General features: G+C 69.0%; 28 protein-coding genes and 1 tRNA gene. 12 read left to right on the top strand and 17 right to left on the bottom strand.

Going from position 1 to position 26,748, the window contains the following annotated elements; genetic code table 11:
* The first annotated feature begins 379 nt into the window (after window positions 1–379).
* From ACULPM_RS07950 to hflX, 4 genes are read left to right on the top strand one after another with little or no spacing between them, the layout of a single operon-like run.
* The gene (locus ACULPM_RS07950; RefSeq protein ID WP_075280137.1) at window positions 380–685 is read left to right on the top strand and encodes a stage V sporulation protein S; all 306 of its coding nucleotides are present in this window, start codon (window positions 380–382) and stop codon (window positions 683–685) included.
* Window positions 682–2,052, top strand: coding sequence for a tRNA (N6-isopentenyl adenosine(37)-C2)-methylthiotransferase MiaB (gene miaB, locus ACULPM_RS07945; RefSeq protein WP_445330964.1), 1,371 nt, complete (start codon window positions 682–684; stop codon window positions 2,050–2,052). Before ACULPM_RS07950 ends, miaB begins: the two co-directional genes overlap by 4 nt.
* Entirely contained in the window at window positions 2,049–2,993 is a 945-nt protein-coding gene (miaA, locus tag ACULPM_RS07940) for a tRNA (adenosine(37)-N6)-dimethylallyltransferase MiaA (RefSeq protein ID WP_445330963.1), read from the top strand. The genes miaB and miaA overlap by 4 nt, the downstream gene beginning before the upstream one ends.
* Complete coding sequence (gene hflX / locus ACULPM_RS07935; RefSeq protein WP_445330962.1) at window positions 2,980–4,374, top strand: GTPase HflX; 1,395 nt, start codon at window positions 2,980–2,982, stop codon at window positions 4,372–4,374. Before miaA ends, hflX begins: the two co-directional genes overlap by 14 nt.
* On the opposite strand, the gene ACULPM_RS07930 is transcribed toward hflX, so the two are convergent.
* The gene (locus ACULPM_RS07930; RefSeq protein WP_445330961.1) at window positions 4,264–5,025 is read right to left on the bottom strand and encodes a heparan-alpha-glucosaminide N-acetyltransferase; all 762 of its coding nucleotides are present in this window, start codon (window positions 5,023–5,025) and stop codon (window positions 4,264–4,266) included. The two genes, hflX and ACULPM_RS07930, sit on opposite strands and share 111 nt — an antisense overlap.
* The gene (lexA, locus tag ACULPM_RS07925) at window positions 5,026–5,682 is read right to left on the bottom strand and encodes a transcriptional repressor LexA (protein ID WP_445330960.1); all 657 of its coding nucleotides are present in this window, start codon (window positions 5,680–5,682) and stop codon (window positions 5,026–5,028) included.
* A gap of 196 nt (window positions 5,683–5,878) precedes the next feature.
* On the opposite strand from lexA, the gene ACULPM_RS07920 reads away from it, so the two are divergent.
* The 6 genes from ACULPM_RS07920 to ACULPM_RS07895 all read left to right on the top strand — a co-directional run bounded on the left by ACULPM_RS07920 (window position 5,879) and on the right by ACULPM_RS07895 (window position 11,137).
* Window positions 5,879–6,316 carry a LysM peptidoglycan-binding domain-containing protein gene (locus tag ACULPM_RS07920; protein WP_167929344.1) on the top strand — a complete coding sequence of 146 codons (438 nt, stop codon included), beginning with the start codon at window positions 5,879–5,881 and terminating at the stop codon, window positions 6,314–6,316.
* A gap of 98 nt (window positions 6,317–6,414) precedes the next feature.
* A complete protein-coding gene (nrdR, locus tag ACULPM_RS07915; RefSeq protein WP_167929345.1) occupies window positions 6,415–6,864 on the top strand; it encodes a transcriptional regulator NrdR in 450 nt (149 codons plus the stop codon).
* A complete protein-coding gene (gene dut / locus ACULPM_RS07910) occupies window positions 6,857–7,303 on the top strand; it encodes a dUTP diphosphatase (RefSeq protein WP_445330959.1) in 447 nt (148 codons plus the stop codon). Before nrdR ends, dut begins: the two co-directional genes overlap by 8 nt.
* Before the next feature lie 80 nt (window positions 7,304–7,383).
* The gene (locus ACULPM_RS07905) at window positions 7,384–8,697 is read left to right on the top strand and encodes an NCS2 family permease (RefSeq protein ID WP_167929347.1); all 1,314 of its coding nucleotides are present in this window, start codon (window positions 7,384–7,386) and stop codon (window positions 8,695–8,697) included.
* 77 nt (window positions 8,698–8,774) lie between these two features.
* Window positions 8,775–10,049 carry a uracil-xanthine permease family protein gene (locus tag ACULPM_RS07900; RefSeq protein WP_445330958.1) on the top strand — a complete coding sequence of 425 codons (1,275 nt, stop codon included), beginning with the start codon at window positions 8,775–8,777 and terminating at the stop codon, window positions 10,047–10,049.
* A gap of 140 nt (window positions 10,050–10,189) precedes the next feature.
* A complete protein-coding gene (locus tag ACULPM_RS07895; protein WP_445330957.1) occupies window positions 10,190–11,137 on the top strand; it encodes an NAD(P)/FAD-dependent oxidoreductase in 948 nt (315 codons plus the stop codon).
* A 132-nt stretch (window positions 11,138–11,269) separates the two neighbouring features.
* Here the strand turns inward: ACULPM_RS07895 and ACULPM_RS07890 are convergent, their stop codons facing one another.
* The 9 genes from ACULPM_RS07890 to serC all read right to left on the bottom strand — a co-directional run bounded on the left by ACULPM_RS07890 (window position 11,270) and on the right by serC (window position 19,132).
* A complete protein-coding gene (locus ACULPM_RS07890) occupies window positions 11,270–12,844 on the bottom strand; it encodes a ClC family H(+)/Cl(-) exchange transporter (protein ID WP_445330956.1) in 1,575 nt (524 codons plus the stop codon).
* Window positions 12,845–12,851: 7 nt separating this feature from the next.
* On the bottom strand, window positions 12,852–13,385 hold the full coding sequence (locus ACULPM_RS07885) for an adenine phosphoribosyltransferase (RefSeq protein ID WP_075280149.1): 534 nt from the start codon (window positions 13,383–13,385) through the stop codon (window positions 12,852–12,854).
* A 31-nt stretch (window positions 13,386–13,416) separates the two neighbouring features.
* The gene (ftsR, locus tag ACULPM_RS07880; protein WP_445330955.1) at window positions 13,417–14,157 is read right to left on the bottom strand and encodes a transcriptional regulator FtsR; all 741 of its coding nucleotides are present in this window, start codon (window positions 14,155–14,157) and stop codon (window positions 13,417–13,419) included.
* Window positions 14,158–14,163: 6 nt separating this feature from the next.
* Complete coding sequence (locus tag ACULPM_RS07875; protein ID WP_167929353.1) at window positions 14,164–14,589, bottom strand: FHA domain-containing protein; 426 nt, start codon at window positions 14,587–14,589, stop codon at window positions 14,164–14,166.
* Window positions 14,590–14,632: 43 nt separating this feature from the next.
* Window positions 14,633–15,013 (bottom strand): RidA family protein, encoded by a 381-nt coding sequence (locus ACULPM_RS07870; protein WP_445330954.1) that lies wholly within the window; start codon window positions 15,011–15,013, stop codon window positions 14,633–14,635.
* Window positions 15,014–15,061: 48 nt separating this feature from the next.
* Entirely contained in the window at window positions 15,062–15,910 is an 849-nt protein-coding gene (locus tag ACULPM_RS07865) for a hypothetical protein (protein WP_445330953.1), read from the bottom strand.
* On the bottom strand, window positions 15,910–16,632 hold the full coding sequence (locus tag ACULPM_RS07860; RefSeq protein ID WP_445330952.1) for a CDP-alcohol phosphatidyltransferase family protein: 723 nt from the start codon (window positions 16,630–16,632) through the stop codon (window positions 15,910–15,912). Before ACULPM_RS07860 ends, ACULPM_RS07865 begins: the two co-directional genes overlap by 1 nt.
* A 109-nt stretch (window positions 16,633–16,741) precedes the next feature.
* Entirely contained in the window at window positions 16,742–17,914 is a 1,173-nt protein-coding gene (locus tag ACULPM_RS07855; RefSeq protein ID WP_445330951.1) for a 3-phosphoglycerate dehydrogenase family protein, read from the bottom strand.
* Window positions 17,915–18,055: 141 nt separating this feature from the next.
* Window positions 18,056–19,132, bottom strand: a complete 1,077-nt coding sequence (serC, locus tag ACULPM_RS07850; protein WP_445330950.1) for a 3-phosphoserine/phosphohydroxythreonine transaminase — start codon at window positions 19,130–19,132, stop codon at window positions 18,056–18,058.
* 328 nt (window positions 19,133–19,460) lie between these two features.
* Between serC and ACULPM_RS07845 the strand changes: the two genes are divergently transcribed.
* Window positions 19,461–21,443, top strand: a complete 1,983-nt coding sequence (locus ACULPM_RS07845; protein ID WP_445330949.1) for a hypothetical protein — start codon at window positions 19,461–19,463, stop codon at window positions 21,441–21,443.
* A gap of 341 nt (window positions 21,444–21,784) precedes the next feature.
* Here the strand turns inward: ACULPM_RS07845 and ACULPM_RS07840 are convergent.
* Window positions 21,785–21,861 (bottom strand) — tRNA-Pro (locus ACULPM_RS07840).
* Window positions 21,862–22,018: 157 nt separating this feature from the next.
* Between ACULPM_RS07840 and ACULPM_RS07835 the strand changes: the two genes are divergently transcribed.
* A complete protein-coding gene (locus tag ACULPM_RS07835) occupies window positions 22,019–22,777 on the top strand; it encodes an SDR family NAD(P)-dependent oxidoreductase (RefSeq protein ID WP_445330948.1) in 759 nt (252 codons plus the stop codon).
* A gap of 41 nt (window positions 22,778–22,818) precedes the next feature.
* Here ACULPM_RS07835 and ACULPM_RS07830 read toward each other — a convergent pair whose 3' ends face one another.
* Genes ACULPM_RS07830 through ACULPM_RS07810 form a run of 5 tightly spaced genes read right to left on the bottom strand, consistent with a single transcriptional unit; the run spans window position 22,819 to window position 26,722 of the window.
* Entirely contained in the window at window positions 22,819–23,706 is an 888-nt protein-coding gene (locus ACULPM_RS07830) for a hypothetical protein (protein WP_445330947.1), read from the bottom strand.
* Entirely contained in the window at window positions 23,693–24,346 is a 654-nt protein-coding gene (locus tag ACULPM_RS07825) for an ABC transporter ATP-binding protein (RefSeq protein WP_445330946.1), read from the bottom strand. The genes ACULPM_RS07830 and ACULPM_RS07825 overlap by 14 nt, the downstream gene beginning before the upstream one ends.
* 15 nt (window positions 24,347–24,361) lie before the next feature.
* Window positions 24,362–25,141 (bottom strand): hypothetical protein, encoded by a 780-nt coding sequence (locus ACULPM_RS07820; protein WP_445330945.1) that lies wholly within the window; start codon window positions 25,139–25,141, stop codon window positions 24,362–24,364.
* On the bottom strand, window positions 25,128–25,871 hold the full coding sequence (locus ACULPM_RS07815) for a hypothetical protein (protein ID WP_445330944.1): 744 nt from the start codon (window positions 25,869–25,871) through the stop codon (window positions 25,128–25,130). The genes ACULPM_RS07820 and ACULPM_RS07815 overlap by 14 nt, the downstream gene beginning before the upstream one ends.
* Complete coding sequence (locus tag ACULPM_RS07810; RefSeq protein WP_445330943.1) at window positions 25,868–26,722, bottom strand: hypothetical protein; 855 nt, start codon at window positions 26,720–26,722, stop codon at window positions 25,868–25,870. The genes ACULPM_RS07815 and ACULPM_RS07810 overlap by 4 nt, the downstream gene beginning before the upstream one ends.
* Window positions 26,723–26,748: the final 26 nt, after the last annotated feature.

The raw sequence follows: 26,748 nt of genomic DNA, 5'->3' as shown, positions 1-26,748 counted from the left end.
CCCCCACCCCCCCCCCCCCCCCCCCCCCCCCCCCCCCCCCCCCCCCCCCCCCCCCCCCCCCCCCCCCCCCCCCCCCCCCCCCCCCCCCCCCCCCCCCCCCCCCCCCGCGACCGACGCGGCCTCAGGATCGCGCCTGCCGACGTCGAGGAGTTCTCCCGGACGATGGAGCGCGACTTCGCCCTTCTCGCCGACCGCTACTACCTCTCGCTCTCCGCGGACCCCAAGGTCCGGGTCGGCCACGGCAAGATCACGGTCACCTTCGACCTGGAGGAGAGCGACTGACCACCACCTTCTTCTCAAACGGACCCGTTACCAGTAGAATCGTACGAGCGCGACAAACGCAGCCGCTCTCATGAGCCACGCAGCAGGAGAAAGCAACATGGACTATCTGAAGGTGTCGAGCAAGTCCTCGCCGGCCTCGGTCGCCGGGGCCATCGCCGGACTCGTCAAGGACGGGGTGCCCGTCAACATCCAGTGCGTCGGCGCCGGCGCGGTGAACCAGGCCATCAAGGCCATAGCCATCGCCCGCGGGTTCCTCATCCCCACCGGCATCGACATCTCGTGCGCCCCCACCTTCTCGGACATCGAGATCTCGGGGGAGAGCAGGACCGCCATCAGGATCGCGGTGTACGTACATCGCCTCCAGGCGCCCTCCGCCGCGAGCGAGGCGGGGGTGGCGTCGTGACGCAGGCCCCCTCCGCCCTCGTCGGCAAGACGTACTGCGTCAGGACCTTCGGCTGCCAGATGAACCTGCACGACTCCGAGCGCGTGGCCGGCCTGCTCGACGCCTGCGGCTGCATCTGCGTCGAGGACCCCGACGACGCAGACATCGTCGTCTTCATGACCTGCTGCGTGCGCGAGAACGCCGACCAGCGCCTCTACGGGCAGGCCTCCGCCATGGTCTCCGCGCCGACGCCGCCCTCGGGTCGCCGCGTCGTCGCCATCGGCGGGTGCATAGCCCAGCGAGACGGCGAGCGCATCCGCGACCACATCGCCTGCGCCGACGTCGTCTTCGGCACGAGCGCGCTCGCCAGCCTCCCCGGCCTGCTCGAGGAGGCGTTCGCCGCGGACGGCCGCGCCGTCGAGGTCGACACCGTCGAGGAGGGCCGGCCCTTCTCGACCGACCTGCCGAGCCGGCGCGAGAGCCCCTTCCACGCGTGGGTCCCCATCATGACGGGGTGCAACAACTTCTGCACCTACTGCATCGTCCCCTACGTGCGCGGCCGCGAGAAGAGCCGCACCATGGAGAGCGTCGTCGCCGAGGTCGAGCACCTCGTCGCCGACGGGGTCCGCGAGGTGACGCTGCTCGGCCAGAACGTCAACTCCTACGGGCGCAACCTCTACGGCGAGCCGCGCTTCGCCGAGCTTTTGCGCCGCGTCGCCGCGACGGGGGTCGAGCGCATCCGCTTCACCTCCTCAAACCCCAAGGACCTCTCGGACGAGACCATCGCCGCCATGGCGGAGCTCCCGAGCGTCATGCCTCACCTGCACCTCGCCGTGCAGAGCGGCTCGACGAGGGTCCTCAAGGCGATGAACCGCAGCTACACCCGCGAGGAGTACCTCGCGCTCGTCGGGCGCCTGCGCTCCGCGATGCCGCACCTCGCCCTCTCGACCGACATCATCGTCGGCTTCCCCGGCGAGACCGAGGAGGACTTCCTCGACACGCTCTCGCTCGTCCGCGAGGCCGCGTTCTCGTCCGCCTACACGTTCATCTACTCGCCCCGGCCTGGTACCCCCGCCGCCAAGATGGCGGACGACACCCCGCGCGAGGTCATCCAGGGCCGCTTCGACCGGCTTGCCGAGCTCGTCGCCCAGCAGGCGCACGACGCCAACCAGGCCGACCTCGGGACGCTCGCGAGCGTCCTCGTCGAGGGTCCCTCGAAGCGCGACGACGGCATCCTCGTCGGGCACAGCGAGAAGAACCAGACCGTGCACTTCCCGGTCCCGGAGGGCGTCGACGCCGCCTCGCTCGTCGGCTCCATCGTCGACGTGCGCGTCGAGGAGGCGCGCACGTGGTACCTGCGCGGGACCGTCGAGGGCGACCCGCGATGAGCGCCCCGGGCCCCGTCGTCTGCGTCGTCGGGCCCACGGCCTCAGGCAAGAGCGCCGTCGCCGAGCTCGTCGCCGAGCGCCTCGGCGGGCCCGTCGTCTCCGTCGACGCGATGCAGGTGTATCGCGGCATGGACGTGGGCACCGCCAAGACCCCCGTGGCGGAGCGCCGCGCGCCCCTGCTGATGGTCGACGTCGTCGACCCCCTCGAGGACTACTCCGTCAGGCTCTTCCAGAGAGATGCCCGAGCGTGCGTCGATGAGGCGCTGCGAAGGGGCGTCACCCCCGTGCTCGCGGGGGGCACGGGTCTCTACCTCGACGCCGTCATCGACGAGATGGAGTTCCCGTCCGGCGAGCGCGGGGCGGCCTCGCGCGAGCGCTACGAGGCGCTCGCGGCCGAGCGGGGCGCGGAGTGGCTCCATGCTCTGCTCGCGGGGCGCGACCCCGAGAGTGCCGCGCTCATCCACCCCAACAACGTGAGGCGCGTCGTCCGCGCGCTCGAGATGCTCGACGAGGGCGTCTCCTACGCCCGTCATCACGAGGGGCTCCGCCGCCGCGCGCTCCACTACGACGCGCGCATCTGGGGTCTCACGATGTCTCGGGAGCGCCTCTACGCCCGCATCGACGAGCGCGTGGACCGCATGGTCTCCCAGGGGCTCGTGGAGGAGGTCTCCGGGCTCGCGAGGCGCGGCCTCACCCCTGGGACGACGGCCGGGCAGGCGATCGGCTACAAGGAGGTCCTCGGCGCGCTCGCGGGCGAGATGACGCTCGACGAGGCGGTGGAGCTCGTGAAGCTCAGGAGCCGGCGCTACGCCAAGCGACAGCTGTCCTGGCTCAGGCGCGACGGCCGCGTGCGCTGGCTCGACCTCGACGACATCACGCCGGAGGCCGCCGCGCGGGTCATCGTCTCCGAGCTCGGGGGTGAGCCCCATGCCTCGATTTAGCCCGCTCTCGACGGCGCCCGTGCCGGAGCGCGCCATTCTCGTCGGCGTGGACCTCGGCAGGTCGGAGTGGTCCTGCGAGGAGTCCCTCGCCGAGCTCGCCCGCCTCGCCGAGACCGACGGGGCCGAGGTCGTCCATACCATGTACCAGCGCCTCGACGCCCCCGTGCCGCGGACGTTCATCGGGCGCGGCAAGGTCGAGGAGCTCTGCTCGCTCGTCCGCGAGCTCGGGGCCGACGTCGTCATCTTCGACGACGAGCTCACCCCCTCGCAGCAGGCGAACCTCGAGCGCGCGGTGGGGGAGCCCGTCAAGATCATCGACCGCACCGCGCTCATCCTCGACATTTTCGGCGTCCACGCCCGGACGCACGAGGGGCGGCTCCAGGTGCAGCTCGCCCAGCTCCAGTACGTCCTGCCGCGCCTTCGCGGCATGTGGAGCCACCTCGTGGGCGAGCAGACGAGGGGCGGCATCGGGAGCCGCTTCGGCCAGGGTGAGAGCCAGCTCGAGGTCGACCGCAGGCTCGTGAGGTCGCGCATCTCCACCCTTCGCCGCGAGCTCGAGCGGCTCGAGCGGCGCCGGGGCGTGCAGAGCAAGGCCCGCTGGGACTCCGGCGTCTGGCGGGTCGCGCTCGTCGGCTACACCAACGCGGGCAAGTCGACCCTGCTGAACCTCCTCACGGGCGCGAACGTCTACGCGAAGGACGAGCTCTTCGCGACGCTCGACCCCACGACGCGCTCGCTCGTGCTCGACGAGGGGAGAAAGGTCACCCTCACCGACACCGTCGGGTTCATCCAGAAGCTCCCGACGACGCTCGTCGAGTCCTTCAAGTCGACGCTTGCCGAGGTCCGCGCCGCCGACCTCGTCCTTCTCGTCGTCGACGCCTCGGACCCCCACCGAGAGCTCGAGATCGATGCCGTCCGCTCCGTGCTGGATGACATCGGCGCGTCTGGGATCAGGAGCGTCACCGTCCTCAACAAGTGCGACCTCCTCGACCAGGAGGGGCTGCGCGAGGCGGGTGCGGCCCATCCCGACGCCGTTGCCATCTCCGCCCGCACCGGCTGGGGCGTGCGGGGGCTGCTCTATAGGATCGCGCGGGAGGCCGCCGAGGGAAGCGTCACCATGAGCGTGCTCGTGCCCTACGACAAGGGCCTGCTCATGAAGATGGTCCACGAGCGATGCCAGGTCATGCGAGAGAGCTACGTCCAGGGCGGCCTCATGGCCACGGTCAAGGCCGACGAGCGCATGGCGCGCACGCTCGCACCGTACGAGGTGCTATCCGAAGACGAGCTCGAGGGCCTCGCAGAGGACGAGAAGGACGGGCTGGTGGATGACATAGACGGCCAGGGCATGCCTTCCGACGAAGTTGAGCGGGGCGACGCGTAGCCGGCGGGCCCAGCCGGGATAGCCCCGCTCGGCCCAGGATGACCCCATCGCGGCCCCGGCGAGGTAGAGCATGAGATAGGGGAGGAGCGGGTAGTAGTCCCCCGAGGAGAAGGCGGGCCCGGGCAGCCCCAGCCAGGAGAGCCACTCGCTCCCATAGGCCCATTCAGGCAGGGCGACGCTCACGGGGCCGATGCCGACGAAGCCGCGCGGCAGGCCGAGCAGCGCGACGAAGGCGACGAGGAGGGCGGCCGCGGCGACGGGCCCGCGCGGGACGAGGCCTCCCGCCGCGAGCGCCCACGTGACGAGCGTGCAGGCGGCCATGCAGTAGATGATGCCGAACGATATGGGCGTATCGACCGACGCGACGCTCGTCACGACGAAGATGGCGAGCGCGACGGCCGCGTACTGCGCCCCCCGCCTCAGGTTGCTCCTTGAGAGCGGGAACATGCAGCCCGCGATAAAGACGAAGGTCCATGAGATGCTCGCCCGCCAGACGTCCTGGAGGGGAGGGGCGAACCACCCGAGGTCGAGGCCGTAGATGAAGCGCAGGTCATAGCAGAGGTGGAAGAGAACCATCGATATGACGGAAAGGCCGCGCGCCGCGTCGAAGGCCCCGATGCGACCGCCCTGCGGCCTGTCTGAGCCGCCCACCTACGAGATGGAGCGGATGAGGGCCGTCACCCTGCCGAGGATGACGGGGTCGTCGACGTAGATCGGGTCCATGCTGTCGTTCTCCGGCTGCAGCCGCACGCGGTCGCGCTCGCGGTAGAAGGTCTTCACCGTGGCGGAGTCGTCGATGAGGGCGACGACGATCTCACCGTTGTGCGCGTCGTGCTGCTCCTTCACGACGATGTAGTCACCGTCGAAGATCCCCGCGTTGATCATCGACTCCCCGCGCACGCGCAGGATGAAGGAGCTCGCGTCACCGACGATCGAGGTGGGGAGGGTGAGCGTCTCCTCGACGTTCTGCTCGGCGAGGATGGGCGTCCCGGCGGCGACGCGCCCGACGAGCGGCAGCGAGATGAGGTTGCGGTCGACGTCTTGGGAGACGCTCGCCTGCGGAACCTGCTCGTCCGTGGAGGACGCCTGCTTGTCCACGACCTCGATCGTGCGCGGCTTCTTGGAGTCCCTGCGGATGAGCCCGTGCTCCTCGAGCACCTTGAGATGCATGTGGACCGTCGAGGGCGAGGCGAGGCCCACGGCGGCACCGATCTCGCGCACCGAGGGCGGATAGCCGTGCTCGGTCGAGTAGGTGCGGATGAAGTCGTAGATGGCGAGCTGACGCTTGCCGAGCTTTCCACGTGTCATGTTGTGCCTCCTTGTCCTCCGTCATCCCATCATAGCCGATTTCGAGAAATTCGCAAACATTTGTTCGTCAAATCTCTTGACACGAACAATTGTACCACCATAATTGAGTACAGACGTTCCGGTAATTCCGAGGGGCCAATTATTGTCCGGCCCGTCCGATATAACCGTCCCAGCACACAGAACGAGAGGGGACACCATGAGCCACAACGCCTGCACCGCCGTCTACGCCTTCGAGGGCACCGCCGCGCTCGCTGCGCGTCCCGCACGCCGCCTCACCCTGGTCGAGGGAGGCCTTGGTCGCAGGCACGGAGCGCCGGTGCGGCGCGCGGGGGAGCTCGACGCGAGGCAGCTCGGCCTGGCCCTCGTCGCGGGCGTCGCCGTCGTGGCCGCCATCGTGCTCGGGTCCATCCTCTCCGACCTCGTCATATCGTCCTCGCGCGCCCGAGCCCTCGAGGGCGTCGCCACGACGACCGTCACGGTCTCGGAGGGCGACTCCCTCTGGGGCATCGCGGCCGAGCGCCCCGTCGACGGCGTCGAGACCGCGGACCTCGTGCGCTGGATCGCGGACGCCAACTCCCTCGATGACGCCTCGCTGCGGCCCGGCCAGTCCCTCGTCGTTCCTGCGAGGGGATAGCGGCCCTTCCTTTCCAACGCATTTCAAGACGGCCCGACCGCGGCATCTTTGTGCATTTTGTGATAACTTCACTAGGTGCCGTTTGCCGAGGAGGTTAGATGCGCTGTCCTAAATGCGGTTGCGAGGAGTCGAAGGTCGTCGACTCGAGGCCCTCGGAGAGCAATGACGCCATCAGGCGTCGACGAGAGTGCACGAGCTGCGGGTTCAGGTTCACCACGTACGAGCGCTGCGAGGAGGTCCCGCTCCTGGTCATCAAGCGCGACGGCCACAAGGAGCCCTTCGACCGGCAGAAGCTCATGCGCGGCCTCCTCACGGCCACAGTGAAGCGCGACGTCCCCATGAGCGCCCTCACGGGGCTCATCGACAACATCGAGTCCACGCTTCGCGACTCCGGCAGGACGGAGGTCACCTCAGCCGACCTGGGCAGCATGGTGCTCAAGCGCCTGGTCTCCATCGACAAGGTCGCCTACGTCCGCTTCGCCTCCGTGTACCGCGACTTCAAGGACGTCGACGAGTTCAGCGAGGAGCTGAGGAGCCTTAATGACTGACGACAGGATCGACCTTCCCATCAAGCGGCTCGACCCCACGGTCGAGCTGCCGACCTACGCCTACGAGGGGGACGCCGGGCTCGACCTCAGGGCCAACGAGGACGTGACGCTCGCCCCGCACGAGCGCCGGCTCGTCTCGACGGGCCTCGCCATCGCCATCCCGGAGGGCTACGCGGGCTTCGTGCAGCCCAGAAGCGGCCTTGCGCTGCGCGAGGGCCTCTCGATGGCGAACACCCCCGGCCTCATCGACGCCCACTACCGCGGCGAGCTCAAGGTCTGCGCCGTCAACCTCGACGACCGCAAGCCCATACGCATCGAGCGCGGCGAGCGCATCGCGCAGCTCGTCATCCAGCGCGTCCCCGTCGTCCGCCTCGTCGAGGTCGACGAGCTCGACGAGACCGACCGCGGCGCCGGCGGCTTCGGCTCGAGCGGCGTCTAGGCCCCGCGCATCAGGTTCCCCCGCCGCCCGTGCGGCGTCCGAACGCAGTGTACGTGTCACAACGGAAAGGGATGCATTACATGGAAAAGTTCTTCAAGGCCCAGCAGAGGGGGTCGAGCGTCGGACAGGAGCTTCGCGCCGGCCTGACGACGTTCCTCGCGATGGCGTACATCATCGCGGTGAACCCCTCGCTGCTCACCCAGGCGGGCATTCCCGCGACGGCAGCCGTCACCGCCACCTGCGTTGGCGCCGGCATCATGACGATCTGCATGGGCCTGTTCTCCAACCGCCCGCTCGCCTGCGCCTCCGGCATGGGCGTCAACGCCGTCTTCGCGTTCAGCCTGACCGCCATCGCGGGCGGTGACTGGCACGCCGCGAGCGCCGTCATCTTCATCGAGGGCATCGCGATCCTCATCCTTGTCCTCTGCGGCCTGCGCGAGGCCATCATGGACGCGATCCCCGTGTCCCTGCGCCACGCGATCTCTGTCGGCCTCGGCCTGTTCATCGCGATGATCGGCCTCAAGGACGGCGGCATCATCGTCGCCGACGAGTCCACGATGGTCGCCCTCGGCGACGTCTTCAGCCCGACCTTCCTCGTCGGCCTCATCTCCATCATCGCGACGATCGTGCTGTACGCCATGAACGTCAAGGGCTCGCTGCTGCTCGGCATCATCGTCGCCGTCGTCGCCGGCATCCCCCTCGGCGTCACGCAGCTTCCCGCCGGCATCGTGTCCGGCCTCGACTTCTCCTCCTTCGGCGCCCCGTTCCTCGCCGACGAGGCCGGAGTGATGGGCATCGCCAAGGTCGTCACCAACCCCACGCTGCTCGTCTTCGCGTTCTCCCTCATGATGTCCGACTTCTTCGACACCATGGGGACCGCGATGGCGGTGGCCAAGCAGGGTGAGTTCCTCGAGCCCGATGGCCGCGTCCAGAACATCAAGGAGATCCTGATCGTCGACTCCGCCGCCGCCGCGGTGGGCGGCCTGACCGGCGCCTCCTCGATCACCACGTTCGTCGAGTCCGCCTCCGGCGCTGCCGACGGCGGCCGCACCGGCCTCACCTCCGTCACCGCCGGCGTGCTGTTCATCATCGCCGCGTTCTTCTCGCCGCTCATCTCCATCGTCAACTCCGCCACCACCTGCGGCGCCCTCGTGTTCGTCGGCTTCCTCATGATGAGCGAGGTCGCGGAGATCGACTGGTCCGACCTCCTCGAGGGCCTGCCCGCCTTCCTCATCGTGGCCGGCGTCCCGATGACCTACTCGATCTCGAACGGCATCGGCTTCGGCTTCATCGCGTACGTGATCGTCGCCGCCGTCACCGGCCAGCTCAAGAAGGTCAAGCCGCTCATGTGGGTCGCTGCCGTCGCCTTCCTCGTCTACTTCCTCGTCGTCTAGCGCGAGGCGCCCCTGCGCGGGCCCGGGCACGGCGCCCGGGCCCGCTTTCTTGTACGCACGTCCCGAAGGGAGGTCTCATGAGCTCTCATGAGCGTGAGGTCATCGGCGTCGACGACCGCGTCTCGGTCGGCCGCGCCATTCCGCTCGGCATCCAGCACATGATGTCGATGTTCGGCTCGACGGTGCTCGTCCCGGTCCTCACCGGGCTCGACCCCAACGTCGCCATCATGTGCTCGGGCATCGGAACGATCTGCTACCTGCTGGTGACCGGCAACAAGATTCCGAGCTACCTCGGCAGCTCGTTCGCCTTCATCAGCCCCATCCTCGCCGTCGGCGCGACCAAGGGGCTTGACGCCGCCATGTCCGGCGTCATCGTCGCCGGCATGGTGTTCCTCGTCGTCGCCGGCATCATCCGCCTCGTGGGCACGGGCTGGCTCGACCGCTTCCTGCCGCCCGTCCTCGTCGCTTCGGTGATGGTCGTCATCGGCGTCGGCCTCTCCGCGACCGCGGCCGACATGGCCTTCATGACCGACCTGCCGGACGGCACGTCCGCGTTCTTCGGCGTCGGCGCCATCGTCGCCGCTGTGACGCTGGTCGCTGCCGTGGTCTTCTCGAGCATGGGCGGCATGTTCGGCACCATCCCCGTCCTTCTCGCCATCATCGTCGGGTATCTCGTCTCCATCCCCTTCGGCCTCGTCGACTTCTCGCCCGTCGCGCAGGCCGCCTGGGTCGGCCTGCCGAGCGTCTCGGCGCCGCGCTTCGACTGGGGCGCGGTCGCGCTCGTCGCCCCGGTCGCCGTCGTCGTGGTCATCGAGCACATCGGCCACCTGCTCGCGGTCGGCGAGATCGTGGGCAAGGACTATCGCTCCATGCTGCCGCGCTCGCTCGCCGGCGACGGCATCTCCACGATGATCTCCGGCTTCCTCGGCGGACCCCCGACGACCACCTATGCGGAGAACATCGGCGTCATGAGCGTGACCCGCGTCTACTCGACGCAGATCTTCTGGTACGCGGGCGGGTTCGCCCTCGTCATCGGCGGCTTCTGCCCCAAGCTTGCGGCGCTCATCCAGTCGATCCCGAGCCCGGTCATGGGCGGCGTGTCGCTCCTGCTCTTCGGCCTCATCGCGTCGAATGGCCTGCGCATGCTCGTCTCCAACCGCGTCGACTTCGACGTCAACCGCAACCTCATGATCGCGTCGGTCGTCATCATCCTCGGCGTGGGCATGGAGACCTCCGGCATCGCCATCCCCATCGGCGACTACACTCTTCCCGGCATGGCCACCTCGGCGCTGGCGGGCATCCTGCTCAACCTGATCCTTCCGGGCCGCCCGTCCGCGGAGGCGGACGACTAGGGTGAGCCGTCCCGCATATTTCGTTGACGAGAGGGTGGTTCGCTATATGTGGGCCGCCCTCTCTCATTTTGGCGTTGCAGCGGGGGAGCATGGGGTACCATCAGAGAAAGGAAGTCAGGAGCAGGGGAGGAGCCCGCATCATGGAAGCAACTCAGAAGGACCTTGTCATCGTGGGCGGGGGGCCTGCCGGCCTCTCGGCCGCCATCTACGCGAGCCGCTCGCTTCTCGATGCGGTGACGCTCGAGCGGGAGGCCCTCGGCGGTCAGGTCATCCTCACGAGCGAGGTCGACAACTACCCGGGCGTCCCGCACGCGGACGGATACGGCCTCACGGAGGCCATGCGGGAGCAGGCGGAGGGCCTTGGGGCGGACATCAGGATGGAGCCCGTCGAGTCGCTTGAGCGAGACGCCGAGACCGGCCGCTTCCTGGTCCGCACGCCGTCGGCCGCGTATGATGCCGCCTCCGTCATCGTCTCCGCCGGCGCGCAGCCGCGCAAGGCCGGCTTCGATGGCGAGGACCGCTTCGCGGGGCACGGCGTCTCGTACTGCGCCACCTGCGACGGGATGTTCTATAGAGGCAAACAGGTGTTCGTAATCGGTGGGGGAAACTCGGCTGCCGAGGAGGCGCTCTTCCTGACGCGGTTCGCGAGCAAGGTCACCGTGGTCGTGCGCAAGAACCACCTGAGGGCGCAGGCATCCGTCGTGTCGGAGCTCGAGCGCAACGAGAAGGTCGAGCTGCGCCTCATGACGAGCATCGTCGAGGTCGACGGCGGCGAGCTCCCGTCGAGCGTCACGTTCCGCGACAACGCCACCGGCAAGACGCGCGTCGAGACCTATGAGGAGGGCTCGTTCGGGATCTTCGTCCTCGTGGGCCGCGTGCCCGAGTCGGGGCTTCTGAGGGGTCTCGTCGAGCTCGACGAGAGCGGCTATGCGGTGACGGACGAGCGCATGGCCACGACGACCCCGGGGCTCTTCGTGGCGGGCGACGTGAGGCGAAAGCCGCTCAGGCAGATTGTCACGGCGGCCTCGGACGGCGCCATCGCCGCGACGAGCGTCGCTGCGTACCTGGGATATCCCGTCGAGGGGTGACGCCATCTCACGGGTTCTCGGACCGTCGTCTCGGACACCACGTCGAGGCGGCGGTCCTCTTCTCTTTCTGCAGTTTCTAAAACCGTGATAATATATCTTATGTAAAGTATCGATAACGGGAAAAATCCCCCATCAGAGGACGCGCTGCGAGGACATGAGGCGGAGCTTGAGGAAGGCGTCGTCGGTCACCGACGAGTCGACGATGACCAGGAGGCGGTCGAGCGCCTCGATGCGCGTGCTCCCGGTGGGCACCACGTCACCGCCCGCGCGCTCGATCGTCACGACGCGCATCCCGTCGGGCCACGGCACCTCGCGGACGAGCATCCCCTCCAGGCGGCTCCCCGCGCCCACGAGGATGGTCTGGAGCGACTTGCCGCCCGCCGTCCCCTCTTCGGCCGCGCGACCCGAGGAGCCGAGAAGCGCCGCGAGCAGGTGCTCGTAGAACGACTCGGTCTCGGTGAGGTTGGCGGTCACATAGGCCACGACGGACACGATCGAGGCCGAGAGAAGCGCGTCGAGCGACCCGGTGAGCTCGAACACGAGCACGACGGCCGTCACGGGCGCCCTCACGACGCCCGAGAAGAGCCCGGCCACGCCGAGCGCGACGAAGTTCGGGAAGTACTCCCCCGGCACGCCGAGCGCTCCCACAGCGCGCGCGAAGAGGCCGCCCATGAGCGCCCCCATGACCACGAGCGGCAGGAGCGTCCCTCCCGGCGCCCCGGAGCCGAAGCAGACGGTGGTGAAGAGGTACTTGCCGAGCAGGAGCGCGAGGATGGCCGCGACGCCGAGCCCCTGGGGGGACTCGAGGAGCTCGATGATGGCGTCGCCGCCGCAGAGGAGCTCCGGCCACACGAAGGCAACGATGCCCGCGAGCGCGAAGGGCACGGCGAGGCGTGCCAGCGGCAGGTGGGAGCGCACCCTCCCGAAGAGGTCCTGACAGGCGAACATGCCCCGGTTGTGGAGGGCGCCGAGGGCTCCCGCCAAAAGGCCGAGGGCCACGACGAGGGCATAGCTCGCGTGCGGCAGGTCAGCCCCGAGGGCGAGGCTGATCACGGGCGAGACGCCGAGCGCCTGGGAGACGAGGTAGTCGGAGGCGACCGACGAGCACATGACCGAGATGATGAGCGGCGCGGTGAACTCCTTGTGAATCTCCTCGAGCGCAAAGAGGACGCCGGTCAGCGGGGCATGGAAGGCGGCCGACATGCCGGCGGCGGCGCCGCAGGTCACAAGCAGGCGCTCCTCTCCCCTCTTCCTGCGCAGGGCGCGGGAGACCGCCTTTCCCGACATGCCCCCGAGCTGGACGGACGGCCCCTCGCGGCCGAGCGAGAGCCCGGCGAGGGCGAGCATCGCGCCCTCGGCGAACTTGGCGGGCACGACCCTTCGCCAGGGGGCGTCCATGCGGTCGACGACCTCGGCGTCGATCTGAGGGATGCCGGAGCCGGAGGTGGCGGGCTCCCAGACGATGAGGGCGGAGACGCAGGCGAGAAGAACGGCGAGGACCGCGAACCATGCGGCCATGAGCAGCGGGTTTCCCACGGCTGCGCCCGTGACGAGGCGCAGGAGCCGCTCGGCGTTCGAGAGGACGAGGCGGTAGAGCGTGACCACGCCGCCGGCGACGAGCCCGACGACCAGGCCCTCGAGCACGAGGGCTACCTGGAAGCGCCGAGAGAGGCGCCTGACTATCTCCTGTTGCGGAAGGTCCTCCATCCGGGCGCTAGGAGACCTTGACGAGGGTATAGACCTCGTGGTCGCACGCCTCGGAGATGACCTCGCGCGGCTTGAGGAAGGCGAGCTCGAGGATGAAGGCGAAGCCCTCGACGGCGGCGCCCGACTGCTCGACGAGGCGCGCGGCCGCGATCGCGGTGCCGCCGGTCGCGACGAGGTCGTCGACGACGAGGACGCGGTCCTCGGGGGTCAGCGCGTCGCGGTGGATCTGGATCTCGTCGGTCCCGTACTCGAGGGAGTAGCTCTGGGAGTAGACGGCGCGGGGGAGCTTGCCGGGCTTGCGGGCGGGGACGAACCCGCAGCCGAGGCGGTATGCGACGGGCGCACCGATGAGGAAGCCACGAGCCTCCGCGCCCACGACCTTGGTGATGCCCCGTCCCTCGAAGTGACCGGCGATGTCGTCGACGACGGCGCGCAGCGCCTCGGGGTCGTCGAAGAGCGGCGTGATGTCCTTGAAGACGACGCCCGGCTCGGGGTAGTCGGGGATGTCGATGATGCGGCTCGCGAAGTCGAAGTCTGACAAGGCTTCCCTCTCCTCTCGCGGGTGACCGGGCCTAGCGCTCGGCGCCCTTGTCCTTGAACGGTTCCTTGACGCGCCTCTGGATGAGCTCGTCCCTCACGGCGTTGGTGAGGCCGAGCATGCGGGAGAACGCATGGTTGAAGCGCTGGCGCGTCTCGTCGGTGGGCTCGAGCTCAACGCCGCCGCCCTTGCGGGCATAGACGACGAGGGCCTGCTCGAACATGGCGGACTCGCGGTTTGCGGCGATGACGTACTGGCGGAGGTTCTTCGGCCCGATTCCGAAGTGGCGCAGCTCGTCGCAGACGCGGATGAGGGGGAAGTCGCGCCCGTCGACGAGGTCGCGCCCGTGGGGGGACCTCGTGAGCGTGATGACGCCGGCCTCGGAGAGCTGGCGCACGAAGCTCGCGGTGGCGCCGGTGAGCTCGGGCATGCGGTCGATGGGGTGGAGCTTGCCGGCGACCTCCTCGTCGTCGACGGGGAGCGCCACGGGGTCCGCCCCCCCGAGCTCGGGGTTCGGCCGCTGTCCGCTGTCCGCGCGCTCCAGCTCCTCCTTGATGACCGAGAGCGGGAGGAAGCGGTTCTTCTGGAGATAGAGGATCGTCTCGAGGCGCCTGACGTCACGCTGCGAGTAGAGGCGGTAGCCGCTCGGCGTGCGCGAGGGGTTGAGAAGGCCCTCGTCCTGCAGATAGCGCACCTTGGACACGGAGAGGTCGGGGTACTGCTGCTGCAGCCGCTTGACGACCTTCCCTATGGTCAGGTATCCCGCGTCGGCCATGGGGCCTTACGCCTCCGCGTCGATCCTGCGCGGGCGGCCGTTCACGTGGAACACCATGCGGAACGTGCCAATCTGGATGGTGGAGCCGTCCTTGAGGCTCGCCTTGCTCACGATGGCGCCATCGACCCAGGTCCCGTTGAGCGAGCCGAGGTCCTCGATGGTGGCGAGGCCGAGCGCGCTGTTGGAGAGGTCCATGGTGGCGTGGCGGCGCGAGACCGTCATGTCGTTCAGGAAGACGCTGTTCTTGGGGTCGCGCCCGAGCGTGATCTCGGGGGCGTCGAGCTCGAAGGTCTCGCCGATCTGCGGTCCCTTCACGATGGTGAGCGTCGGGTGGGCGGGCTTTGCCGTCCCCATGAGGTCGGGGATCGTCGAGTCCGCGGCGGGCATGCGGAAGATCTCGGTGGAGCCGGCGCTGGTATTGGTGTTGGGCATGTGTCTCCCCTCGTTTCTGTTCAGAGTACCATCATAGCGCGCTTCACCTGCACGCGACACAGTCCATCTCAATCAGGGCGCCAAGCGGCAGCTCGGAGACCCCCACCACGGCCCGGGCGGGGGCAGGGGTCGTGAACCTGCGCGCGTAGACCTCGTTCATGGCCTCCATGTCCTCGAGGCTCGCGAGGTAGACGGTGGTCTGGGCGACGTCGGCGAGCGTGCAGCCCACCTCGCCGAGGATGGACTCGATGATGTCGATGACGCGCTCGGTCTGCTCCGTGATGCCGCCCGGGACGAGCGAGCGCTTGTCGTCAGGGGAGATCGGGAGCTGACCGGAGGCGAAGACGAGCCGTCCGGCGGTCGTGCCCTGCGAGTAGGGGCCGATGGCGTCAGGCGCCTCCTGCGCGTTGATCGAGTACTTCACGTCTGTCTCTCCCCTCTCGGGGCGTCGCCCCGATCGCGCTGCGCGCCCCTAGGACGCGAGCCCCCGTGCCCCGACGAAGTCGTCCCCCGCCCTGACGATGCCCCATCCCTCGAGCTCCGCGCGGCCGAGGGCGACGGGGCCCGGCGCGGAGAGCGCCGCGGCCCAGGGGAGCCAGCCGGCGAACAGCTCGCGGACGGCCCCTGTGCCCACCGGGGACACCTCGGTGAAGGACAGGAGGCTCCGCCAGATCGCGCGCGCCGACGGCGCGGGGACGAGCAGAAGGTATGCCTCGGCCTCGACGACGGGGACCCGCGCCGCGAGGGCGGGGATCGCGTCGAGCCGCACGGAGGCAACCTCGCCGGGGCGGGGCAGGCGCGCCCCGGTCCGCACGAGGTAGTCGGAGACCACGCGACCGGCGCCGTCCCCGACGCAGAGCAGGGGCACGAGCATGCCGCTCGCGTCCTCGAGCGAGCAGTCTCGAAGGGGGCCCTCGTCGCCGCCCGCGCCCCGCACGAGCTCGAGCCATGCGACGGCCGCCTCGCCGCGCGGGGTCGGGTCGAGCAGCACGTGCTCGTGGTCGCCCGTCCTCAGGACGAGCGGGGCGCCCAGCACGCCGCCGTCCCCCCGGAGCACCGCCTCGAAGGAGGCCTCGCCCACCGAGAGGGGCCTGCCGGCGAGCGCCGAGCGGGCGAGGTCGGGCGCGGCGGCGCCGGAGAGCAGGGCGTAGGTCGTGCCGGTGAGGTCGGCGACGACGGCGCCGCGGAGCGCCTCGCCCAGGTCCTTCTCGCTCTCGCAGGGGTATGAGCGCACGGCGAGAAGCCCGGTCGAATCGTTGGGCAGAAAGCTGGCACCGAGCAGGAGGTGCTCCTCGTAGAGCGCTCCCATGCGCGCGCCCATCAGCGCTCGCCTCCCCTGCTCGCGCGAATGATGCCGAGGGCGGTGCGGGTGTAGACGACGGCGGTCGCGGCCGAGCAGATGACGCCGGCGTACACAAAGAAAATCCCGAGCGCGGCGGCCTGGTCGTTGAGCCCGGGCAGCCAGGACGCGGCGACGACGCCGAGCCCGTCGATCACGGGCATGCCGAGCAGGAGGTCGCAGAAGCCGAACATGAGCAGGGCCGTTGCGACCTTGCCGATGTAGGCGACGTCGATCGGGCGCACGCGGAAGTGCCTGAGGACGAGGCTGCCCGCGGCGAGGTAGACGTCGCGCCCGATGACGAAGACGGGGACCCAGACGGGCAGCTCCCCCATGACGAGGAGCCCGAGCACGCCGGTGAAGAGCAGCACGCGGTCCATGATCGGGTCCATGATCTTCCCGAGCCAGCTCACCGTCTGGGTGCGCCGGGCGACCTGGCCGTCGAGGAAGTCGGTCACCGCGGCCACGGCGTAGCAGGTGAGGGCGAGGGCGCGGTTGCCGCCGCCCGTGAACAGCGCGAGGAAGGCGAACGTGAGGGCGAGGCGGCAGAAGGTTATGACGTTGGCGACCGTGAGGACCTGGGTGGAGGGGTTCTCCGACGAGCCGACGGGCGCATTGGCGCGGCCGGCCCTCTGTCGCTCCGCGGCATCGGCGTCCGCGATGTCACGGAGCAGCGATGTGATGCGGTCGGTTCTCTCTGACACTACTTGCCTCTCGAGCCTGGGTCTGCACTCCTCAATCGAAATACCCATATTAGCGTACTTTCAATCGCTCGCCCCGGGCGCCTCCCGGGGCGAGCGAGCCCGGACGCGGCTAGGGGCGCTCGATGACGCGGACGCGCCGCACGCCCGCGATCTGGGAGAGCTGCTCGCCTACCTCGGGGGTGACGTCGCCCGAGACCTCGATGAGCGTGTAGGCGTTGCTGCCGCGGCTCTTGTTGGTCATGTTCTCGATGTTGAGGCCCGAGGCGGCAAGCGTCGCGGAGAGGAGGCCGATGACGCCCTGCACGTTCTCGTGGAAGATCGCGACGCGCTCGTCGCCCTCGCCCACGGGGCCGAGGTCAACCTGCCCGTAGTTGACGGAGTTCCTGATGTTGCCGTTCTCGAGGTAGTCCTTGAGCTCGTTGGCGGCCATGACGGCGCAGTTGTCCTCGGCCTCGCCGGTCGAGGCGCCGAGGTGCGGCAGCACGATGGCGTTTTTCATGTTGGCGCTCGCCGGGTTGGCGAAGTCGGTGACGTAGCGGCCCACGCGGCCGTCGTCGAGCGCCTCGGCGAGCGCCTGCTCGTCGACGAGCAGGTCGCGCGCGAAGTTGAGCAGCACGGCGCCGCGCGGCATGCGCGCGATCATCTCGGCCGAGATCATCTTGCGCGTTGAGTCGGTGGCCGGGACGTGCAGCGTCACGAAGTCGCAGCGGGAGAGCATCTCGCCGAGGTCCGTGACGTGCTCGATCCTGCGGTCGAGGCTCCAGGCGGCGTTGATGGAGAGGTACGGGTCGTAGCCCATGACCTCGCAGCCGAGGTCGATGAGGGAGTTTGCGACCGCGGCCCCGATGGCCCCGAGGCCGACCACGCCGACGCTCTTGCCCGCGAGCTCGCAGCCGCCGAACTGCTTCTTTGCCTTCTCGGCCTTCTTGCCGACGTCCGGGTCGTCGCTGTTCTCGGCCACCCACGCCGCGCCCCCGATGACGTCGCGGCAGGCGAGGAGCATGCCGCAGATGACGAGCTCCTTCACCGCGTTGGCGTTCGCCCCGGGCGTGTTGAAGACGACGACGCCCTGCTCGGCGCAGCGCTCGACCGGGATGTTGTTGACGCCGGCCCCCGCGCGGGCGATGGCCAGAAGGCCGTCCGCGAGCTCAAGCTCGTGGAGGTTCGCGGAGCGCACCATGAGGGCGTCGGCGCCCTCCGGCTCGCTCACGAACTCGTAGCCCTCGCCGAGGTGGTCGGTCCCGACCTTGGCGATGTTGTTGAGGCAGCAGATCTTGTACATGGTTCCCTCCGCAAAATGGGGACGTGTTTTTTCGCGCAGAAGATTTGGGACAGGTTTGTGCCTGGCTGATAAGGGGACGCGCCTGCCCAGAAAACCTGTCCCAAATCTTCTGCGCGAAAAAACACGTCCCCATTTTGCAGGTCAGTGAGAGAGCTCGAAGTCCTTCATGAAGCTGACGAGCGCCTCCACGCCCTCGCGCGGCATGGCGTTGTAGATGGAGGCGCGCATGCCGCCCACCGAGCGGTGCCCCTTGAGGTTGACGAGCCCCGCCTTGGCGGCCTCGGCGACGAACTCCGCGTCGAGCTCCTTGTTCCCGGTCACGAACGGCACGTTCATGAGCGAGCGGTCGCGCGGCTCCACGGTGGACGAGAAGAGCTCCGATTCGTCGAGGAAGTCGTAGAGCAGGGCAGCCTTCTCGGCGTTCCTCTCCCCCATCGCGGCGAGCCCGCCGTTCTTCTCGATCCACTTGAAGACCTTGCCGCAGACGTAGATGCCCCAGCAGTTGGGGGTGTTGTAGAGCGAGCCCGCGTCGATCTGCGTCTTGAGGCGCAGCATCGTGGGGACGCCGGGCAGGTCGTCGGGCACGAGGTCCTCGCGGACGATCACGATCTGGACGCCGGCGGGGCCCACGTTCTTCTGGACGCCCGCGTGGATGAGGCCGTAGCGGGTGACGTCCACGGGCTCGGAGAGGAACATCGAGCTCTGGTCTGCCACGAGGACGTGGCCCTTGGTGTTGGGCAGCTCGCCGAACTTGGTGCCGTAGATCGTGTTGTTCTCGCAGATGTAGAGGTAGCTCGCGTCCTCGCGGATGGGCAGGTCGGAGCAGTCGGGGATGTAGGAGAAGTTCTTGTCGGCAGAAGAGGCAACGGCCACGGCGTCGCCGAGAATCTGCGCCTCCTGGAAAGCCTTCTTGGCCCAGTTGCCGGTGATGACGTAGTCCGCCTTGCCGTTGGCGGCGAGGTTCATGAAGACCGTGGAGAAGAGCAGGGAGTCGCCACCCTGGGTGAAGACGACCTTGTAGTTCTCGGGTATGTCCATGAGGGCCCTGAGGTCCGCCTCGGCGTCGTCGATGATCTTCTGGAAGACGGAAGATCGGTGACTCATCTCCATGACGCTCATGCCGCAGCCGGCATAGTCGAGCATCTCGTCCGCGCACTGCCTGAGGACCTCCTCGGGCAGAACGGCGGGGCCAGCGGAGAAGTTGTACACGCGTGCCATGTCGTCCTCCAATGTCTGGTGCAGAAACGTCCCTCCATCTTAGGCACGCCAGTGTGTCGTGCGGGTTTCCGCCGCGCAAACGCCGTGTGGCGTGAGCGACGTCCGCCATGTATGCCACCTCGTCAATAGCATAAATGTGTTGACCAAAGGCGATATAGCGGGAGCATATCGAAATATACGTTACCTTACGTCATCGTCTGACCACTCGCCAGCAGGGGGGAACCGTTCGTCGGTTCTTCTCGCCGGAGGGGGCCTCCCGCTCGCCAGCGCGCCCCCGACGTGCTACCGTGCGCGCACCCAAGACGCGCGAGACGATGCGGAGGTCACGATGGACGTGCGGGATAGCGTGCAGGAAGCGGGGCGCGAGCGTCCCGACGAGAGGCTGGCGGGGCGCGCCCGACTCGCGCGGGTCGCCTGCGGCGTGGGGCTGGGGCTCGCCCTCGGGCTCGGCGTCGCGATGGCCCCCGTCCCCGTCACGGCGGGGGTGGCCCCCGTCGGCGCCGCCGTCGCCCGCGCGGCCGAGGGAACGGGCCTCAGTCAGGACGACCCGATTGTGATCGACGCGTCCGAGGAGGCCGAGAACCCCTTCCCCGACAAGCTCACGCCCGAGATGATCGCCGAGAGCACGCACGAGGGCAAGGGCCCCTACCAGAACTACGCCATGTACGTCGAGCTCGAGATGAAGGACGGCTCCGTGGTGAAGATGCCCTTCAAGCCCAACGCGCTCAACATGCCCCCGCTCGAGCCCTTCGTGCAGTATCACGACCAGCTCGCGCACATCCACTTCTACGTGGCGTTCATGCCCGCGAACCTCTCCTACGGTCACGGCTTCACGTTCACCGTGGGACACCTCTCCTACGACGCGTGGGACAGCCCCAACCCGCTCGTCTCGGGCCCCGGCAACGGCTCGTTCCAGCTGCTCCCCACCTCCGTGGTCAGGCACAACGGTGAGGACCTGCCCGCCCAAGGCATCTACTGGCGCATCAACTATCCCGTCGGGGCGACCCAGTACTTCGAGGTGCGCTTCGACGTCCCCGAGGGCGCCACGACGGTCGTCGCGGACGGCTATCCCGGAACTCCCGACGCCACGGTCCCGCCCGGGAACCTGTTCCGCAGCTATCGGACGCAGCAGCCCACGAGCGCGACCTTCCACCTCGTCGAGGAGGGGGCGTATCGCGCCGCGCGCGGGCTTGGCGCCAAGGACCCGATCCGGGAGCGCAGCGCGGGCGAGCGCGCCTATTCCGAGGCCCCCTTCCCGCCGCTCGACGTCGCCGACCTCGCCGAGCCCACGGTCACGCGCGGGTCGTTCCAGACCGCGTACGGCTCGATGATGCTCTACGGACAGCCCCTCCTCAGCCCCGAGGGCTCGCCGAGCAAGGACTTCGTCTACGACGCCGCGGCCGACCGCTGGGTCTACGGCGAGGTGAAGCCCACCTACGCCGAGCTCACCGCCCGCACGGTTCCGGGCTACGTCCTCGTGGGCGACGACATCGACAAGGCCCCTCATCCCGAGAGCGCCGACGCCAACGACCCGCTCAAGGCGGAGGGCCAGGGCAACCACTACCTCACCATAGCGCGCGACGCGTCGAGGAAGGTCTATCGCGACAAGAACTACTACCTCGTGTATCGCTCGCTCCCCATCCCGGTCAACTTCTCGGTCACCGCCGCGGGCGCGCCCGTCAAGGGGGCGACCTACGACCTCCTCTCCGTGGTCGACGGCCAGGAGCGCCGCGTCGCGGGCGGCCTCACCTCCGATGGAACCGGCTCCTTCTCGCCGGCCGCCAGGACGACGCCCGCCTACGAGGAGCTCCAGGGCGTCGCCTCGCGCGACGATGCCTTCGACGCCGATGCGCGCGCATGGCGCGACGGCGACGACGCCTACCTCGTGCCGGGCGACTACGTCCTGCGACCGACGTCCGCGCCAGAGGGCTACGAGGCAAGCGAGCTCCGCTTCACCGTGGCCCCGATCGAAGTGACCGGCTCCGAGGAGGAGGGCTATGCGGTGACGCCGCAGCACTTCGACCTTGAGGCGCGCGTGAAGGACGCGGCCGAGCCCGATCCCGAGCCCGGGGTCGATCCCGGCCCCAAGCCGTCGACCGACGCGCCGTCCGGACGCGAGGGAGGCGCGTCAGCGACGGCGCGCGGCGGCTCAAAGCCCGCCGGGAGGCGCGTCAGGAAGCGCCCCCTGCCGGACACGGGCGACGCCACGCCGTCGGGCGCCGGCGCCGTGGCGACGGTCGGCGTTGCCGCCCTCGCGACGGGCGCGGCGATCGCCGCGCGCACGAGCGGCAGGAGGCGGCGGGCCCGCTAGGAGGTGCGCGCGGGCTGGTGCGACATGGCCTCCGGGCGCCCGTAGGGGCGCTGGACGGTCCCGCGCCGCGCCCCGACGTGCCCTGCGGCGGGCAATGGCATCGCCGGAGCTGGGCTTGTGGCAGAAATCGGCCTGCCACAAGCCCGGCTCCCCTGTTGTGCCAAGAAGGACGCCCAGCTTACGCCCGGCACGACCGCCACCCCCCCGGCGGGGCAACGCCATCGTCCCGAGAATCGCCACGACCCTCCTTCTCACGGCGTGCGAGCGGGGCCCAGGGGACGCTCGTGTGGCAGCTATGCACGAAAAGAGGCCAGGGAGCTCTCCCTGGCCTCGTCAATTCCTGGTCGGGTGGACTGGATTCGAACCAGCGACCCCTTGACCCCCAGTCAAGTGCGCTACCAAACTGCGCCACCACCCGGTCGTTGTGCGAGGAAGAACTATAGCACCCTTCCCGTGGCGTGACAAGTACGAATTTGAGCCTGTTCTTCTCGCCGCAGCCGCCCGCCGAAGAGGGGCCCTGACGCCGCGGCGTCGCGCGTACCATGGGGCCGTCACCCCGAAGAAAGGAGAAGAACATGCTCAACCTCGACTTCCACGGTCGCGTCGCCCTCGTGACCGGGGCCTCCTCTGGCCTCGGCGTCGACTTCGCGCACGCGCTCGCCGAGCAGGGCGCCGACGTCGCCATCCTGGCCCGCCGCGTGGAGCGCCTCGAGCAGGTCGCCGACGAGTGCCGCGCGCTCGGCGTGCGCTGCCTGCCGGTGGCCTGCGACGTCTCGAGCGAGGAGTCCATCAAGGCCGCCGTCGCGCAGGTGAAAGACGAGTTCGGCCGCATTGACGTGCTCGTCAACAACGCCGGCGTCTGCGAGTACGCGCCGCTCGAGGACCACACGACGGCCCAGTGGGACAAGGTCATCGCGACCGACCTCACGAGCGTCTTCCTCATGACGCGAGAGGTGGCCCCGCTCTTCCGCGAGCAGGGTTACGGCCGCGTGGTCAACATCGCCTCCGTGGGCGCCATCCAGGCGGGGGCCACGCAGATCGGCTACTTCGCCGCCAAGGGCGCCGTCCTGCAGGTCACGCGCGCGCTCGCGGCCGAGCTCGCGCCCTACGGCGTGCTCGTGAACGCCATCGCCCCGGGCGTCTTCGACACCGAGATGACCCATGACGCCCTCGAGGCCGAGGGCTCGCTCGTCCTCAAGAACCGCACCGTCCTCAAGCGCTTCGCCGACCCGGTGGAGCTCGTGCCGCAGATGCTCGTCTTCGCGAGCGAGGCCAACACCTACTGCACCGGTCAGACCATCTACGTCGACGGCGGCCTCACCTCCCAGCTGTAGGTGCACGCGCGTGCAAAAGGGACTGTCCCTTTTGCACGCGCCTACGTGCCGAGGACGCGGGTGAGGATGCCCCGGCAGGTAGCGCGGTACAGCTCGGCGGTCGCTGACCCCTGGACGAACATGTCGTACGTGCACGCCTCGGCAAAGGTCATCTCGGGCATGACGTACTCCACGCCCCACGAGCGCTCAACGGTCTCCAACTCGTCGAGCTCGATCACATATACGCGCTCGGGATGGTCGACGACGTCGAGGGGAATCCTCGCGTAGGGATGGCGGGCCAGAATGTAGGTCGCACCTCCCGGCGGAGGCTCCATGCCCTCGGGGAACGTCTTCGGCTCGAGGAAGAAGAGGTACTCCTGGCTCGCGCGGAGCGGGGCGGAGCCGCCGGTGTAGTCGTCCGACGTCACGGCGACGACGCGCTCGGCCGAGAACATCCCGCCGCTGTCCGTGTAGAGGCCTGGCTCGCGGATGGAATAGGGGTCGTAGACCGAGATGCGCTCCCCCACCGTCACGCCCTCCCCCTTGACGACGCCCGTGACCTCAATCTCGCACCTGAAGGCCTCGTAGACGTAGGTGCGCTCCCCCGTGAACCTCCCGGTCACGATGACGGGCGCGATCTCCTCGACGTTGTCCATCGCCAGCGTGAGCAGGTCCTGGGACTCCTCGAGGGTGAGCTCCCCCGCGTCGAGACCGCTGCGCTCAAGCTCCCGGAGAATGTCCTGGGAGGTGTAGAGCCCTACCATGCCCGGCGTCGCGGGAGAGGGAAGGAAGCTCATCGAGTCGAGCTCCCCGGCATTCCCGTTGACATCGGTGAGGCTCGCCCGCATCGCCAGGCCGGCGGAGAGGCAGACGGCGACGAGCAGGCCCATCGCAAGCAGGAACGTCCGCGCCCTCATGCGCGGCATCTCGAGCCCCCTAGCGGCCGCCATCGCGCGCCTCCCGCGCCCGCCCGGACTCCATGAGGAACGTCCGGTCGAAGAGCGCCTCGACGTCGGGCTCGTTGTGGCTCGAGACGAGTATCGTGGCGCCCCTGTCGCGCTCTTCCCCGAGGATGCGGACGAGCGTCCCGGTCCCCTCGACGTCGAGCGAGTTTGTCGGCTCGTCGAGGATGAGGAGCCTCGGGCGCTCCATGATCGCCTGCGCGATCGTGAGGCGCTGGCGCATCCCCATGCTGTAGGCGGAGACGGGCCTCGCGTCACCCGGGTCGAGCCCCATCCTGGAGAGCGCCGCCTCCGCCTCCTCCCTGCCCGCAACGCCTCTGACAGAGGCGAGGCGAAGCAGGTTCTGAAGACCCGTCCCCTCGTCCCAGAAGCCGGTGGACTCGAAGACCAGCCCCATGTCGGACGGGAAGTCCACGTCCCTGCCGACCCGCTCGCCAAACACGTCGACGCTCCCGGAGGTGAGGTGAATGAGGCCGGAGACGGCGCGGAAGAGCATGGTCTTGCCGGAGCCGTTCACCCCCACGAAGCCGTAGATCCCGCCGCGCTCGAGGGCGAGCGAGACGTGGTCGAGCACGAGTCTGCCGCCCAGCTTCTTGGTGGCATCAGTGATGACTATCAAGTCGGACATCGGCAACCTCCCGGTTCAGAGCAGGTCTGCCCGCCGCACCGTGCGTGCGATTAGGCAGAGCGCGAGGGCGGACAGCAGCAGTAGGAGCGCGAGCGATACCTCGGGGCGCATGCTCGCCGCGGCCTCTGGCGAAAGCCCGGCGAGGGCGCAGACGGCGTCGTGCCACGCGGGGACGCCGCGGGCGGAGGGGAGCCACGGCGCAAGGCCGCGCGCGAGGGACGACGGAGCAGCGGAGAGGGCGAGAAGGACGGCGACGTGCGCGCCGACGACCACGGCGAAGCCGACCACGGCGTCGCGCCGGAGCGCGACGAGGTTGACCAAGAGCACGAGGGCGGAGAGGAGCGCAGCGCTCAGAAGGGCGCAAAGCAGCAGGGCGTTGAGCGCCTGGGGCGCCATCGCCAGGACAACTGCGCAGGACGCCGCCTCGTGGAGGCAGACGAGAAGGACGAGCCGCCCGCAGGACCTCGCCGCCCATGAGGCCCGAGAGTCCGTCCGAGGGAGGAGCGTCGTCGCGTCCGAGGAGAGTCGGGCTGGCATGAAGTCCGCAAGCAGGTAGCACAGGAGCAGGTCCGGCGCAATGGTGAGGACCATCGCGAACGGCTCGAACGACCCGATGAGACCGGGGACGACGGCGCCTCCCCCCATCGACAGTAGGAGCGCCCCGCCCTGTCCCATGCCCCTGAAGTACCAGGCGAGCGCCCCTCGCAGGACCGCGCACGCGAGCGCTGCGAGGACGGGGCCGCGGCGAACGCTCCCGAGGCATGCGACCCGCGGCCGCGCGCTACGCGGCGTCATGGTGAGGCTCCGCCTCAAGGAGGTCTAGTGAGCGCACGGCCCGGCGCGCGATGAGATAGAGGAGCGTCGCGATGGCAATCAGCCGGAGTATGCCGGCGAGCGCGACGACGGGGCTCGCCGGGTCGCCCTGCCCCATGAGCATCCACCCCATCCACAGCGTGCCGTCATGGGCGCGGTCGAACGAGGAGACGAAGGTGTCGGAAGCCCCGTAGACGACGGTGAGAACTAACGAGAGGGCTCCGGATCGCGTCAGCAGGCGGGACGTCGCGTAGACGAGCCCGCATATGACGAAGAAGGCCGTTTCGAAGGCGAGCTGGACGAGGCAAAAGCCGACGACCTGCCCCGGGGCCGGCTCGAGCGACGAGCGCAGCACGAGCGCGGCGAGCGACGGGGCGAGCACCGCGGCCGAGAAGGTGAGCGCCCTTGCGACCAGCCCGGGGAGCAATCGCGCGAGGGCCGCCGCCCTGCCTGCGCTGCGCGCGAGCCACATGGCCGAAGAGAGGGGGCGAAAGAACCGTGCGGCGCAGAAGGCGAAGAGCGGAACGTAGAGGTAGGTCGCCTGATTCGAGCCCACAAAGGCGAGATAGGCGCTGCCGAGCGTCCCCTGCGCGCTCATGAAGCTCTCGGGGCGCGCCCCCGCGAGCCTCATGAGCCCGAAGGCGAGAAGGACGGCGAGCGCGATGACAAGCGCCCGGTCATGCCCCTGCTGCCTGATGCGACCTCCCCTCATCTCAGCACGTCCCCTCGTGCCTTCGACGAAACGCAGACGACGAGCAGGGAAACGGCAGCGATGAGGGCGGGCGTGGCGAGCACCAGCCATTCGGGCGTCCCGGCGGAGCCGTACTGGGGCAGGAGAAACCCCGCGACGGAGCACGCGGGCGGCACGACGGCGGAGAGCATGAGGAGGAGCATGGTGGGAAGGCCCAGCACCACGAGTCGGTTGCGCCTCACGAAGAGCGAGAGGGCGTAGGACGCGAGCGCCATCGCGCCAGCGAACGCGGCGTCGTAGACGCAGTAGAGCAGGTTGTAGAGATAGCGGTTCGAGAAGAGCAGGCCTGAGAAGGGCTGGCCCTCGAGCAGGGAGAACCCGAGGTCGCTCGTGGCGGCAAGGTCGTACATCACATAGTACGCGTCGGGACTTGCCGTGGCCGGGAAGGCCATGAGCGCCACGGCCTGAGACAGGAGCAGGGCCAGAAGCGTCATCACGAAGGCGATGACAAAGGAGCAGAGCGCGCCGGAAAGGAGGTAGCCCCACAGGGACGTGCGCGAGGCGATGAGATAGGCCGCGCCCCTACTCCTGTCCTCGTACAGGCAGTCGGCGAAGAGAGCGGCGCTCAGCGGAAACAGCAGGTAACTCGTGACGAAGGTCATGAGTCCGGCGTTGGACCTCCATCCGTTCCCCACCCAGATCGTCGCCGCGGACGGGAGGGCGCCCACGTCGTGCCCCCAGAACATGAGGCACGACTGGACGAAGCACACCGTGATAAGCGCCATGAGGGCGAGGAACGCGTAGGGCAGCGTCTTGGATTCGACTGCCCTACGCATCTGAAGGCGAAGCACGCCAGTACAATGACGTTTCATCTACGACCTTCTCACGCAAAAAGCAG

It is taken from the genome of Thermophilibacter sp. ZX-H3, from assembly GCF_052599055.1.
The sequence above is the reverse complement of the archived record's forward strand: the minus strand, read 5'-3'. Positions and strand labels throughout refer to the sequence as shown.

Bases quoted from the DNA above. Each gene is read 5' to 3' on its own strand.
- ACULPM_RS07815 (WP_445330944.1), bottom strand. From the start codon at position 25,871: ATGAGGGGAGGTCGCATCAGGCAGCAGGGGCATGACCGGGCGCTTGTC.
- miaA (WP_445330963.1), top strand. From the start codon at position 2,049: ATGAGCGCCCCGGGCCCCGTCGTCTGCGTCGTCGGGCCCACGGCCTCA.
- ACULPM_RS07905 (WP_167929347.1), top strand. From the start codon at position 7,384: ATGGAAAAGTTCTTCAAGGCCCAGCAGAGGGGGTCGAGCGTCGGACAG.
- ACULPM_RS07950 (WP_075280137.1), top strand. From the start codon at position 380: ATGGACTATCTGAAGGTGTCGAGCAAGTCCTCGCCGGCCTCGGTCGCC.
- ACULPM_RS07810 (WP_445330943.1), bottom strand. From the start codon at position 26,722: ATGAAACGTCATTGTACTGGCGTGCTTCGCCTTCAGATGCGTAGGGCA.
- ACULPM_RS07890 (WP_445330956.1), bottom strand. From the start codon at position 12,844: ATGGAGGACCTTCCGCAACAGGAGATAGTCAGGCGCCTCTCTCGGCGC.
- ACULPM_RS07920 (WP_167929344.1), top strand. From the start codon at position 5,879: ATGAGCCACAACGCCTGCACCGCCGTCTACGCCTTCGAGGGCACCGCC.
- ACULPM_RS07900 (WP_445330958.1), top strand. From the start codon at position 8,775: ATGAGCTCTCATGAGCGTGAGGTCATCGGCGTCGACGACCGCGTCTCG.
- ACULPM_RS07855 (WP_445330951.1), bottom strand. From the start codon at position 17,914: ATGTACAAGATCTGCTGCCTCAACAACATCGCCAAGGTCGGGACCGAC.
- ACULPM_RS07865 (WP_445330953.1), bottom strand. From the start codon at position 15,910: ATGGGCGCGCGCATGGGAGCGCTCTACGAGGAGCACCTCCTGCTCGGT.
- ACULPM_RS07875 (WP_167929353.1), bottom strand. From the start codon at position 14,589: ATGCCCAACACCAATACCAGCGCCGGCTCCACCGAGATCTTCCGCATG.
- ACULPM_RS07830 (WP_445330947.1), bottom strand. From the start codon at position 23,706: ATGGCGGCCGCTAGGGGGCTCGAGATGCCGCGCATGAGGGCGCGGACG.
- nrdR (WP_167929345.1), top strand. From the start codon at position 6,415: ATGCGCTGTCCTAAATGCGGTTGCGAGGAGTCGAAGGTCGTCGACTCG.
- serC (WP_445330950.1), bottom strand. From the start codon at position 19,132: ATGGCACGCGTGTACAACTTCTCCGCTGGCCCCGCCGTTCTGCCCGAG.
- ACULPM_RS07835 (WP_445330948.1), top strand. From the start codon at position 22,019: ATGCTCAACCTCGACTTCCACGGTCGCGTCGCCCTCGTGACCGGGGCC.
- ftsR (WP_445330955.1), bottom strand. From the start codon at position 14,157: ATGGCCGACGCGGGATACCTGACCATAGGGAAGGTCGTCAAGCGGCTG.
- ACULPM_RS07895 (WP_445330957.1), top strand. From the start codon at position 10,190: ATGGAAGCAACTCAGAAGGACCTTGTCATCGTGGGCGGGGGGCCTGCC.
- ACULPM_RS07820 (WP_445330945.1), bottom strand. From the start codon at position 25,141: ATGACGCCGCGTAGCGCGCGGCCGCGGGTCGCATGCCTCGGGAGCGTT.
- ACULPM_RS07825 (WP_445330946.1), bottom strand. From the start codon at position 24,346: ATGTCCGACTTGATAGTCATCACTGATGCCACCAAGAAGCTGGGCGGC.
- dut (WP_445330959.1), top strand. From the start codon at position 6,857: ATGACTGACGACAGGATCGACCTTCCCATCAAGCGGCTCGACCCCACG.
- ACULPM_RS07845 (WP_445330949.1), top strand. From the start codon at position 19,461: ATGGACGTGCGGGATAGCGTGCAGGAAGCGGGGCGCGAGCGTCCCGAC.
- hflX (WP_445330962.1), top strand. From the start codon at position 2,980: ATGCCTCGATTTAGCCCGCTCTCGACGGCGCCCGTGCCGGAGCGCGCC.
- lexA (WP_445330960.1), bottom strand. From the start codon at position 5,682: ATGACACGTGGAAAGCTCGGCAAGCGTCAGCTCGCCATCTACGACTTC.